Source organism: Enterococcus raffinosus (assembly GCF_001886185.1).
GTDB classification, from domain to species: Bacteria; Bacillota; Bacilli; order Lactobacillales; family Enterococcaceae; genus Enterococcus_A; species Enterococcus_A raffinosus.
The window spans coordinates 1-12934 of the sequence record NZ_JXLA01000033.1 but is presented as its reverse complement, the minus strand read 5'-3'; the positions used below and the strand labels follow the sequence as shown (position 1 = coordinate 12934).

Annotated in this window: 12 protein-coding genes; 1 reads left to right on the top strand and 11 read right to left on the bottom strand. The window is 39.6% G+C overall.

The window, feature by feature from the left end; genetic code table 11:
• Positions 1-63: 63 nt before the first annotated feature.
• From RV13_RS15750 to RV13_RS15705, 10 genes are all read right to left on the bottom strand, one after another.
• Positions 64-945: a LysR family transcriptional regulator gene (locus RV13_RS15750; protein WP_060789067.1), complete on the bottom strand. Its 882-nt coding sequence runs from the start codon at positions 943-945 to the stop codon at positions 64-66.
• A 119-nt stretch (positions 946-1064) separates the two neighbouring features.
• The gene (locus RV13_RS15745; protein WP_010744324.1) at positions 1065-1898 is read right to left on the bottom strand and encodes a Cof-type HAD-IIB family hydrolase; all 834 of its coding nucleotides are present in this window, start codon (positions 1896-1898) and stop codon (positions 1065-1067) included.
• Between the two features lie 136 nt (positions 1899-2034).
• The gene (locus tag RV13_RS15740; RefSeq protein WP_010744323.1) at positions 2035-3486 is read right to left on the bottom strand and encodes a 6-phospho-beta-glucosidase; all 1452 of its coding nucleotides are present in this window, start codon (positions 3484-3486) and stop codon (positions 2035-2037) included.
• A 42-nt stretch (positions 3487-3528) separates the two neighbouring features.
• The gene (locus RV13_RS15735; protein ID WP_070723378.1) at positions 3529-5376 is read right to left on the bottom strand and encodes a beta-glucoside-specific PTS transporter subunit IIABC; all 1848 of its coding nucleotides are present in this window, start codon (positions 5374-5376) and stop codon (positions 3529-3531) included.
• 267 nt (positions 5377-5643) lie between these two features.
• The gene (locus RV13_RS15730) at positions 5644-6537 is read right to left on the bottom strand and encodes a MurR/RpiR family transcriptional regulator (RefSeq protein ID WP_010744321.1); all 894 of its coding nucleotides are present in this window, start codon (positions 6535-6537) and stop codon (positions 5644-5646) included.
• Between the two features lie 3 nt (positions 6538-6540).
• Entirely contained in the window at positions 6541-6960 is a 420-nt protein-coding gene (locus RV13_RS15725) for a MerR family transcriptional regulator (protein ID WP_010744320.1), read from the bottom strand.
• Positions 6961-7149: 189 nt separating this feature from the next.
• Positions 7150-7773 carry a flavodoxin gene (locus RV13_RS15720; protein WP_010744319.1) on the bottom strand — a complete coding sequence of 208 codons (624 nt, stop codon included), beginning with the start codon at positions 7771-7773 and terminating at the stop codon, positions 7150-7152.
• 113 nt (positions 7774-7886) lie between these two features.
• Positions 7887-8867: an aldo/keto reductase gene (locus tag RV13_RS15715; protein WP_010744318.1), complete on the bottom strand. Its 981-nt coding sequence runs from the start codon at positions 8865-8867 to the stop codon at positions 7887-7889.
• An 88-nt stretch (positions 8868-8955) separates the two neighbouring features.
• On the bottom strand, positions 8956-9933 hold the full coding sequence (locus RV13_RS15710; protein ID WP_010744317.1) for a Gfo/Idh/MocA family protein: 978 nt from the start codon (positions 9931-9933) through the stop codon (positions 8956-8958).
• Between the two features lie 23 nt (positions 9934-9956).
• Entirely contained in the window at positions 9957-10976 is a 1020-nt protein-coding gene (locus tag RV13_RS15705) for a Gfo/Idh/MocA family oxidoreductase (protein WP_010744316.1), read from the bottom strand.
• Between the two features lie 237 nt (positions 10977-11213).
• Between RV13_RS15705 and RV13_RS15700 the strand changes: the two genes are divergently transcribed.
• Entirely contained in the window at positions 11214-12089 is an 876-nt protein-coding gene (locus RV13_RS15700) for a MurR/RpiR family transcriptional regulator (protein ID WP_010744315.1), read from the top strand.
• 39 nt (positions 12090-12128) lie between these two features.
• On the opposite strand, the gene RV13_RS15695 is transcribed toward RV13_RS15700, so the two are convergent.
• A complete protein-coding gene (locus tag RV13_RS15695; RefSeq protein ID WP_010744314.1) occupies positions 12129-12707 on the bottom strand; it encodes a histidine phosphatase family protein in 579 nt (192 codons plus the stop codon).
• Positions 12708-12934: the final 227 nt, after the last annotated feature.

Sequence of the window (12934 nt, the reverse complement as noted above, 5' to 3'; positions counted from 1 at the left end):
TCCTGAACAATCTCAGAATACGACGCTTTTCTGTCTATGTCTAATGCCTATGTAATCATAGCACTATAGCTTAAAGGCATGATTGAATCGATTAATCAACTCTTGTACAGCAGGAGTCTGTACCCGCTTTTTCCAAACTAGAACACAATGAGTCTTAACAGCAGGCTCTAATGGGATAAATTTGGCTTCTTCTAACTTACGATCCGAAATAGCTCCTTCAATCGTCAATGCTGCCCCGACCTTATGATCCACTAATGGCAGAACATTAAAGATCAAGTTAAAGTTACCTACTATATTCAAGTCTTTAAGTGATTCTCCCGACCAACTAGAAAATAGTTTTTGCACTTCAGAACGACCTGAACAAAGGATTGGAAGTCCCTTAATATCTTCTGGTCGTAACACTTCTTTATCAGCGATGAATAATTCCTTTGAGACTAGCAAGCCCCACTTTTCTTCTCTTGGTAAAACTAATGTTTCAACTTCGTTCAAGCTAACCGGCTCCAGCAAGACTGCCAGATCCAAGATTCCTTTTTCGAGACGATCGGAAATATCATCGCTTGTGCCCGTTACTAAGTTGAACTTTATTTGGGGATAATCACTGATCAATTCCTCCAACAGCATCGCAACGGTATCTGAATTGTCTGCCTCCACACAGCCAATCGTGATTACACCAGTTAATTGTTCCTTCCGTTTCGCAGAAAAAGCTTGCTCTAGCTTTTCATCCAAAGACAAAATTTCCTCCGCTCGCTCTTTCAAAAAATAGCCATCTTTAGTTAAACTTAATCGATTTTTCTCACGGTGAAACAGGGGTGCCCCAATAGTTTCCTCAAGCTCTTTAATTTGACGGCTTAGCGTCGGTTGCGTAATATTCAACAGTCGAGCTGCACGTGACACATTTCCTTCTTGTGCAACTGCCCAGAAATAACGTAAAAGTCTGATTTCCATACTATGCCTCTTTTTCCTTTTACTATAGCAGATTCGTTAGAAAATAACTGTCAATGAACAAAAGGCCGTTAGATGAATCATCCGCCAGCCTTCTATCGCTTTTCACTTTAACTAGTTAACTAATCTAATTTATCTAGCACGTAAGCAATTCCGCCCTCATCATGGTTCAAGGTAACCTCATTAGCAGCCGCCTTTAATTCTTCCTTCGCATTTCCCATGGCAATCCCTATTTCTACTGCTTCAAACATCGCTAGATCATTATTGCCATCACCAAAGGCTATCGTATCCTTCTTCTCTCGTTTGATATGCTTCAATACTCGTTCAATCGCCGTCTTCTTATTGATTCCCTTCAAGCCTATCTCACCGCTGTCAGGTCCAAAGACAGGAACAGTGCTTCTTAACATGTGGAAGTCGCCATCATACTCCGCCGCGATCAACTCATAGGGAATCGAATGATTCACAAATGAAAGCTTATTTACGTCTTCGTAATCAATCAAACTTGGATCCTCAATCAAAAGATCCAAAAACCATTTGATGGATTCTATTTTTTTCTGGCCTTCTTCAGAGTCTTCTTCGCTATCGCCTAAACTAATTTGGATCAGACGATTTTTCAAATTAGCACTCGCAAATAATCCTTGATTAGACTCAAGATAATACTCTATTCGGTGTCCCTCTAGGAAGCCGATCAGCTTTTTCAATTCACTTGGATCAAAAACCTGATGAAGGATCACATCTCCATCCACTTCACAGTAGCCACCGCCAGCACCAATGATCCCGCTAATCGGCAGATCAAGCACTTCGTCAGAAAGCTCCGCCTTAGAGCGTCCTGTACATAAATAAAAGCGATGTCCTTTTTCATAGGATTTTGTAATCGCGATCTTCGCACTCTCTGGTACAATCCCAGCATCATTACATAAAGTCCCATCAATATCTAAAAAAATTACCTTCCCCATCGTTGCCCTCACATTCTCAAAAATCTATTTTACGAAACTTATATTACTAAATAGCGTACTATTTTTGAGACTGCTTTTCAAATTACTTTTGGCAAACAAGGAACACTTACACTTATATTTTCTAGTCCATTGTTTTCTAATGAAGACTTGCAGTCAATTGCTTCTTCACGCTTTCCCCGTTTGATGCGATGACTTGCTTATACCAATCAAAGGATTTTTTCTTTGTTCGCTTTAAGGTCCCATTGCCTTGATCATCTCGATCGACATAGACAAAGCCATAGCGTTTACTCATTTGTCCGGTACTCGCCGCGATCAGGTCAATACACCCCCACGTGGTATAGCCAAGAAGTTCTACCCCATCAATTTCGACGGCATCCATAAAGGCTTTGACATGCTTTTCTAAATAATCAATGCGGTAATCATCAGCGACATATCCATTTTCATCGGGAATATCTACAGCGCCTAGACCGTTTTCGACAATAAATAGTGGTTTTTGATAGCGGTCATACAGCTGATTCAAGGAATTTCTCAAGCCCAGCGGATCGATCTGCCACCCCCATTCGGTTGAAGGCAAGTTATCATTTTTGATCGAAGCAAATAGATTTCCGGTAGCCTGCTGATAGTCTTCAGAATGCGCGCTAACGGTTCTTGAACAATAGTAAGAAAAGGTCACAAAATCCACTGGTGATGCCGCCAATATTTCCTTGTCCTCCGGCTCCATCTGAATCGTTAGCCCTTCTCGTTCAAACTTCTTCAGCGCATAATTTGGATAGTTTCCTCTCGCTTGGATGTCAATAAAAAAATAGCCTTCTCGATCACGCTTAATCGCTTCTTGATAATCTTCTGGTCGACAAGTATACGGATAGTGGCTTCCGCCAGCCAACATACAGCCAACTTTGTTTTCAGGATCGATTTCATGGGCGATCTTGGTTGTTAATGCACTGGCGACCAATTGGTGATGGGCCGCTTGGTATTTAATTTCTTCTTTATTTTCACCTTCTTTAAAAACGATGCCACCACCTACGAAGGGTTGATGAAGCAAAATATTGATTTCATTGATTGTCAGCCAATAATGGACCAGTCCTTTATAGCGCGTTAACACTGTTTTCGCGTAACGTGTATAAAATTCGATCAGCTTGCGGCTTCTCCAGCCACCGTATTCTTTAACCAAATGAATCGGGATATCAAAGTGAGTGATGGTAACTAAAGGTTCAATATCATGCTTCCTTAATTCGTTGAAAATAGCTTCGTAAAATTTTAGACCCGCTTCATTCGGCTCTTGATCATCACCATTTGGAAAAATCCGAGACCAGGAAAGCGACATCCGATAAACCTTGAACCCCATCTCAGCAAAAAGCTGGATATCTTCCATATAGTGATGGTACATATCAATCGCTTCTTTCGCAGGATAATAATACCCATCTTGCCACTCGAGCATTTCTAACTCCCCGGCAGCGACTCTTTTTCGATCCTTTCCATAGGGCAGAACATCGATATTGGCTAATTTTCTGCCACCTTCTAACACACCGCCCTCCGTTTGATTCGCCGCAGTTGCTCCACCCCATAAAAAGTTTTTAGCTAAAGCCATCTCCATTCTCCTTTTCAATTCCATATTTTCCGTTCAAAATCGCTACACTCTGACAGCTAAAATAGCTTCATCACAATCCGTTTGTCCGCTGCCAATCGTTTCGATCGACGAATATTGCGGTGTATTGGTCACAACAATCGGCACTTGCGTATCATATCCTGCCGCTTGAATTTTTTCTAAATCAAAGGTTAAGATTGGCTGGCCTTTTTTGACTATTTCATCCGCCTCAACCAGCGCTTCAAAATATTTTCCGTTCAATTCCACTGTATTTAATCCCACGTGAATCAAAATTTCTACTCCTGTCTCTGAAACCAAACCGATCGCATGCTTTGTCGGGAAAATTGCAGCTATTTTGCCATCAAAGGGAGCTACGACCTTTCCTTCTGCTGGAGCAATCGCAAACCCTTTTCCCAACGCTTCAGAAGCAAATGCCTCATCATGAACAGCACTCAGCGGAATAATTTGTCCTCTGATCGGACTAATCATCAGCGTGTCTTCCAAAATGACTTCTTTCATTTCTGGAATGTTCGCTTCTTTTTCAAATTTAAAGCTTAAGACATAGGTCAGGACAGCTGTTGATACAGCAGAAATAATTAAGGCAATCACGATATTCCAGAAGAAGCGCATCGTATCATCACCGATATAGAGCAAGATGGCAGGAATCCCTGATGAACCAGTCGCAAAACGATGAGTATTAGTCAAACCAGCATACAATCCACCTAATCCTCCACCGATCATAGCTGAAATCAAAGGATATTTTTTCGGCAGATTCACACCATATAACACTGGTTCCGTAATTCCCATATAGGCAGTGATCGAGCCAGAGGTTGCTAATTGACGTAATTTTTTATCTTTTGTTCTAAAAGCGACCACTGCCGCTGCGGTTGCTTGCGCGATATTTGAGCACACACACCCTGGCCCAAAAATACTGTCATACCCAAGTTCAGCCATCTGCATGACACCCAGCGGAGCCACACCGTTATGAAGACCAAACATAACCATAATTGGTAAGAATCCACCAATTAAAACTGCTGGTACCCAACTGGCATTGATACTTAAGAAAGTAAAGAATGTCGCCAAGTACCCTCCGATGATACTACCTATAGGTCCTAGCACAGAAAAAGCCAGTGTACCCATCACTAAAAAGGTCAGCATTGGTACAAATACAAGTTCAACTGATTTGGGTATTACGCGATTTAAGAATTTTTCGACATAGGATTGCACAAAAATGACTAAGAGAATCGGAATAACAGAGCCAGTATACGTAGCAAGTGTAAATGGAATAATTTCAAAGAATTTGACTGGATCTCCTGCGGTCACTAACGCTCCCCAGTTAGGATGCATCATCATTGCTGCAACTGAGGCAGCTAATATCGGATTACAACGCAGCTTTTGTGCTTCTGTGAATGCCAAGATGATCGGTAGAAAGAAGAAAACGCCATCGGCAAACATGTTCAATAAATAGTAGGTTTGCGATTCCGGTGAGATGACTTGGAAAACGATCAGCAAGGCCAGTACAGCCTTGACCATCCCGGCTCCTGACAATGCTGGAATAACTGGCTGGAACGTGGCGGCTACAAATTCAATAATCGCCGTTAGCGAGCCTTTTTTTTCTACTTGTACTTCTTTTGTCGGATCAAGATCAATGATTTTCTCGATTTCTTCAAAAACATCTTTCACGTGGGTACCGATCACTATCTGATGCACACCTGCGTTAAAAATATATTTTGTCACACCATCCAAACTTTCTAAACCCTTGATATCAATTTTCGATTCATCGAGAACTTTAAAACGAAGACGTGTTTGACAGTGATAGCCTTCCGTAATATTCTTTTTGCCACCCAGCTTTTCAATGATGTCATGAGCCAAACCTTCATATTTCTTACTCATGGGATTCTCCTTTCAATAGAACAAGATGTTTTTTTGATCGAACCGGTTAATCAAGTCTTGCTTGTATCTGAACCTTAACATGTGAAGATAGCGGTTCCAATAGTTTGGTGACAGCTTAAAACGTATTCCAGTTTTTCTAAAAATCTATGGGTATTTCTCGGAATACGTTTCACTTTCAACAAAAACAGAGCGTGTGACAAAAAAATGTCACACGCCCTGTTACCAGATAAACGATGTTTCAGAAGTAGCTTCTGCCACATCCTCTTCTTAAAATTGTTCAGAGATATCTTTGTAGCTGGATTGCCTTTTTCCTTCCAAAACTTTCGAATTTGCGATTTTATTCTTCTTATTGATTTCATAATTCAGTGCAAAAATTTTAGCAAATAATACATCTAACAGAAATAGAACCGATTCTTGTGTTGCAAAATTGGCAATCTTGGAATAGAGCTTTTCTTTACTGGAAATGTTCAACACGACATCGGAATAATCTCTAAGATAGTTTTTCCCTCCGCTAGTAATACTGATAATCGGAACCCCAGACCGCTTCAATATTTTTACGTTACTCGTGGGATTTTCGTCAGGATTATTTCCAGAATAGGAGAGGATAATCGCACAATCCTTAGAACTCAATGAACTGGAAGTAATACCATTTTCACCTGATTTTGACATAAAGGCTTTTTTTTGGATCGTCAATAAATTCCGCTTGAACAGTTCGCCATAATAATAATTAGGACTTGTCCCGTAGATCACCACATTCTCTGCTTTCTGGATCAGATTTGCTGCTCGATTCAAGTCCTCTACAGCAATATGCGCGACCGTATCCTTCATGCTTTGCATTTTTAGATTCATTAGATGTTCAATAACTTGTAACGAATCATCTTCAGCTGAGAAAGGAAAATTCGGATCGACGTCCTCATAGGCATTCTCATCATAGTAAGCAACCTCGTGGGTAAAGGCATACATAAATTCTTTCCAACCCGAATAATCAAAATACTTTGCAAAACGAACCAGTGTCGGCTTTGATGTAAAAGTTCTCTTAGCAATTTCATCCATGCTTAATTCCTGAAGATGATCGCGATGTTCAAGTATGAACTCTCCAATTGTACGTCTCGCATCATTTTGTTTAAACGCTGCCTCCTCAATTCTTTGGAACAGGTACATGACTTACACCTCTTTCAAAACTTTCTCAGACACAGCCTCTTTTGAGTTGGAAAAGATCTGCTGTTCGCATTTCTGAATCATTTGATCATAATTCTCCAGCTTTGTTTCTAAACGAGCCACCGTTCCATTGATCAGTCTTTGTTTTTCCAATAATTTTTGGTATTCCTCGATCAAAATTTTTTTTCGTTCAATCAAAGTAGCGGATCCTTGCTGATAAAGCTCTGAATATTTCGCTAGTGAATCAATCGATAGTCCAGAATCACGCATACATTTTATAAATTCTACCCAACTGATATCCTCCTCTTGGAAATCGCGAACTCCAACAGAATTTCTGGTAATTGGCGGGATCAGTCCTTGCTTTTCATAGTAACGGATCGTTGCTGGTGTCATATCGAATTTTTCTGCGACTTCTGATATATTCATTTCTTTCACTTCCCTTCATGTTAGTTTTTCAAACAAATAATCTCGTTAAATAAATGTAGCTGGTATCCTTTTCATTTCAATTTTATCAGTCTTCACTCTTGATTTAAAGTGGACTTTAAGCTGGACCATTTTTAACGCCGAAAGGATAAAAGAGATAAAGCCGACCTCAGCCTCATCTCTTCCTACTATTTAATCCAATTGTTCCAACCATTCTTGTACTAGTTTAGATGTCTCGTTTTTATCTGAGGACGTGATCCCTAAACCTTCACTGAGAGTTGATTGGGTCAACACCACTTTGTATCTGTCCATTGATTCATTGATAGAACTGCTTCCGCTTGTGAAGAAGGGATAAATCTTCTTGCCAGTCAAATCATTTTCACTGAGCCACTTTTCTACTGGCAACGCCGGTTCACCAAACCAAATCGGCGCCCCTAGAAAAATACGATCATAATCAGACAAACTGACCTCTTTTGAAACAATTTCAGGCAACTCATTGTCGCTTCTTTGTGTGCGAACAATCTCTAAAACATCATCATAAACCTCCGGATAAGGCTCGGCTGTTTCGATCCTCAATAATTCCCCATCTGTTTGTTTTTGAATTTCTTCAGCAACTTCTTTTGTATTCTCAGTCAAAGAATAATACACAATGAGCGGCTTTTTCATTTTATTCTCTCCCTCTGCTTTTTTCGACTCCAAACGTTCACTTGATTGACTATCTGACTCTTCACTGTTCCTGTCATTGGTCCCAGAATTATTGGCACCACACGCACCTAGAAAAAACAAAACAAGTATCAACCAACACAGCTTTTTCATCCTGCTCACCTCGATATACTTTAGTACTAGCATAAACGTTAAAGTACACTTCAAGTCAAGAAGAATAAAAAAACTGCACCATTTTGTTTGGCACAGTTTCTTTAAAGGGATTATTAGTTATGTCCAATTACTTTATGGGGAACATAGGGCTCCTCCAAATACAACACATCTTCTGGAGTTAATTTGAAATCTACCGCTCCCACAGCCGTTTCAATATGACTCATTTTTGTCGCTCCAACGACTGGAGCAACTACTGGATCCTTTTGCAGCAACCAGCCTAGGGCAATATTCACACGATTCGTTTCATATTTATCTGCTAATTCAGCTACTCGCTCGATGATCAGCTGATCTTTTTCAGCCGTTTCATCATATTTTGCTCTTTGTACGACGTCCGTTGTACTTCGTTGTGTTTCTGCTGTACGATCTCGAATCAATCTGCCAGAAGCCATCGGACTATAAGGCGTTAATGCGATCTTTTCAGAACGACAATAAGGAATCATTTCACGCTCTTCTTCACGGTAAATCAAATTCAAATGGTTTTGCATCGAAACAAATTTTGTCCAGCCATTTTTTTCTGCAATCGTATTCGCTTGTTGAAATTGATAGGCATACATTGCAGATGCTCCAATATAGCGTGCTTTACCAGACTTAACAACGTCATGCAGAGCTTCCATCGTTTCTTCGATCGGGGTATCATAATCCCAACGATGAATAATATACAAATCTACATAATCAGTCTGCAGGCGCTCTAGGCTTTGATCAATTTGCGACATAATCGCTTTTCTTGATAGGCCTTGTCCGTTGGGACCATCAAACATTTTCTGATGAACCTTCGTTGCCAAAACGATCTCATCTCTATTGGCATAATCCTTCAAGGCTTTTCCAAGAATCTCTTCACTGCGTCCCAAAGAATATACGTTAGCTGTATCAAAGAAGTTGATGCCTAAATCTAACGCCCGTTTGATTAAGGGTCTGCTCTCGGCTTCTTCCAGAACCCATTTATGAACCCAGTTTTTTGGATCCCCAAAACTCATTGAACCTAAGCAAATTCTTGAAACGTCTAAGCCGGTATTTCCTAACTTTGCATACTTCATCTATTTCCCACCTTTCTTAACTATCTCCTACCATACACGTTGAAGTGCACTTTAAGGCAAGTGTTTTATTAAAAAAGATGGAACTGAATCACCCTAAAACGATTCCTGCATCATTAATCGAGGCTTCGACAATCTCCATCACGATCTTACTATGCTCAAGCTGCTTCTTCACGAAGTCCATGTCTTTATTTTTGATTACTTGACTGAAAAGCTTGAACTCATCATACATACGATGAGGATGATCTTTATGGTCAAAGGTTTCTTTTTCACCAGAAAGCGATTCAGTCGTATAACTATCTAACGTATTCGTTGGGCCATTTACGACAACTGAGCCTTCTGTTCCTTGAATGGTTGAACGGATCGTTGCTTCTGAATCCTTGGCACCGATACAAACAACCTTCACATCACCATAATCAAGTATCAGCATGCCTGAAGTATCAATAGCTCGTTCAATATTCGCATAATACTGCACGTGTTTAGGTTTTCCTAACAGACCAACGACTAGATGAATATTATAAATATTAATATCCATTAAGGCGCCGCCACCCATTTTCGGATTGAAAGCAGGCAAAATAGTGCCTTCTTTAAAGGCATCATAGCGAGAAGAATACTGCGAATAGTTGCACTCAATGATTTTCAATTTACCAATTTTTTGGCTGGCTTCTTTGATGCCTTGGTAATTTACCAAATATTGATTGGTAATAGCCTCAACCAGCACCACATCTTTTTTAAGCGCTAATTGCTCCAAATCCAGCAGCTCTGCATGTTTTAAAGTAAAAGGCTTCTCACAAATCACATGTTTACCAGCCTCCAACGCTTTCTTCGCGAAGCCGTAATGCAAATGGTTCGGTACAGCGACATACACCGTATCGAAGGCATCACTTTTCAGACACTCATCGATATCCGTATAAGAGGCTTCGATGCCATATTCTGCCTGAATCTTCTCTGTTTTTTCTTGACTTCTCTTGGTACCGAGAATCGCTTTGACATCAATTTCAGGCAAGTCCTTTGTAATAGGTAAAAATTCTTGAACAATTTTTCCAGAACCGAATATTGCTAACTTCATCTGTATCCCTCATTTCTTCTAAATTAGTGTTTCACCTGTTGAATACCCTTTTCTAACATTTCGATTTGTAACAGTGTTTCTTCATCCTTGACGGCTTTTGGTTTGCCGTTAATCAATGTTTCGTAGATATCTTCATAGACTCGACTGTAATCGCCAACCTCCGAAACGACCTTCTCTTCATGGTAAACTCCAGCATCATCCATATAAGTCAGCGTACCATAATGCTCAGGCAAATCAATCCCAAAATCCTTATTATCAGGCATATAGAACATCTTTAAGTGTTCTTCTTGGCGGTCCTTCGTTGCCTTCACAAAGACACCCTTCTTCCCATAAACAACAAAGCTTGGTCGTTCTTTTAAACGAAAGTAACTAGATTTCACCGACACCTTCATTCGACCATAAAAGAGATCCAAATCAAAGTAATCATTCATTCGATCATCACCTAAAAGCTGACGTACCTCATAATGAACGTCATCTGGACGACCGAAATAAGAAATGACTTGATCCAAAGTATGGCAGGCATGACCATAAAGGTAACTTGTTCCAATTGAGAATTTCTCAACACTTTCAGGAACCTCTGGACGGTAGTAATCATAATGCATTTCCACCTCCAATAAATCACCGAGCACACCGCTCTCAATCACTTTTTGAACGGTTAAGAAATCTGAATCATAGCGGCGATTCTGATAACATTGGATAAATAAACCTTTTTCGTCTGCTAAACGATACAATTCCTGCGCCTCTGCTAACGTTTCTGTAAAAGGCTTTTCGATCAAAACATTTTTTCCATGCTCCAAGACTTCTTTTCCTAGTTTAAAATGTAATGGACTTGGTGTTGTAACAACCACCAACTGAATTTCTGGATCATTATAAATATCATTGATATCTGAAGTATAAACTGTGCCTGGATTTTTTTCCCAGGTGATTCGTCCACTTGGTGAATAGATCGTTTTGACCTTAATTTTGTCCTTCAATTTTGTTGAGAATGGTAAGTGGTAACGGTTGGTACTTTTCCCATTACCAATATATGCGATCGTTAACATGTATAAATCCCTCCAAGGTTTCTTTTAATAGCTCTATTATAGGAAAATTCGAATCGTTGAGAAGATTTCTGAGCAAAATAGGTCGTTTTATCCAATCTATCAAATATGAACTAGGTATTTTTGGACATTTGTACCAAAAAAGTGTTTTCATGAATACCTCTCCTTCTGAAAATAGTGAAATTAAGGTATGATAGTTAGGATACTTCCTCTATTAAATACAAACTAAAAGGTGATGACATGCTTTTAATTGATAAATTACGTCTGCAACAGGATTTAACCAATACGGAGAAGCGAATTGCTGATTATATTTTAAAGAACTTGGCAACGATTCCGGCGATCAACGTGGCAAATCTCGCTAAAGATACGTATACCTCCCATTCTTCCGTTATTCGGCTTGCCCAAAAAATGGGCTATGACGGCTTTCGCGATTTTCGTATCGCAGTTTCTGAGATTGCTCATAGTGACCTCTACCGTTCTGAACCGGTGGATGCTAATTTTCCTTTTCTGCCACAGGACTCAACCAAAGATATTGCAAAGAAGCTCGCTGATTTAACGATCAATACAGTACAGCGAACCTATGCACAATTGGATACTGAAGTGCTAGATCATTCAGTTGATCTGCTAGCAAATGCGGAACGGATTTTTTTATTTGCTCAAGGCGATTCACAGATCCGGGCTCGCAGTTTTCAAAATAAATTAGTAAAAATCAATAAATTTCTGATTATCGCAGAAGAATATGCCGATGAGGATTGGAATGCTGCAAATCTTACCAATAAGGATTGTGCCATTTTTATTACTTATCGTGGGAATATGCCACAATATGAACGAATGATGAAACACTTCTTAAATGAAAATGTTCCTTCTATATTATTAACTGGCAATAGCCAATCAAACTTAATTGCCCTTGCCACACAAGCTATCGTAATTACTCAGGAGGAAAAAGACTACGTAAAAGTCAGCACCTTCTCTTCTCAGGCTGCTTTTGAGTACATTTTGGATACTCTTTTCTCGCTTTTATACGCGAAAGAATACCAACAAAATCTGGCTGATTTTAAAAAGAAGAATAAATGGATCGAAAACGGAATATTATCGGAACAGTCGAAAACAGATTAAAAAACGATACTACTTGTTAAAGTGGCATCGCTTTTTTTCTTATAGAACAACTGAAAAATCGTGGTTGATAATTTCTAAAAGCTGGAACTGGTTGCCATCAAAAGCAAATTTCAAAATACAGCAGTTTGCTATCCGCCCCTGAAGTTCAACCGCACTCGTATGCTCCCACGCTCGCATAAATTGTCTACAGGAAGCCCCGTGGGAGACCATCAAAATATTTTTACCAGTATCCACTTGAACTAGCTCAAGAATTGACCGTGCCACTCGTTCCCGAAACTCAAGCTCTCCTTCTCCACCAAAGGCCTTGAAAAAATCTCCATAAGGCAGCGGCGGATTTAAATACTCATGTTCCGCTTCTAGATCACCGAAGTTCCATTCTTTTAGTCCTTTTACTCGTGAATAATTTAAATCTGTGACCAATTCTAAAGTATCACAGGCTCTTTCTGAGGTGGAAGCATAAGCACTATCCAGTTTGATCTCATTTTTAACAAAATAATCTTTTGCTATTGCTGCTTGTTTTCTTCCAAGTTCCGTCAGAGTTGAATCACACCAACCTTGGATTTTTTTCTGTTGATTGAATAGTGTTTCGCCATGCCGCATTAAGTATAATGTTTTCATATGAGCACTCCTTTTTTCTAAGTGTACAAACTTGTTCTTAGTAAATCTTTTATTCGATTGGAAACAGTGTCATTATCTTCTATGTTAACCTTTCCAGATGATACGTGCATATACCTTAAAGTACACTTTAAGGCAAGCAATTTTTTTCTGTTCAATATTTCGCAAAAAAAGCAGATACCTCTTGATGTATCTGCTGATAATGGCTCTATAATTTCTAGGACTGATAG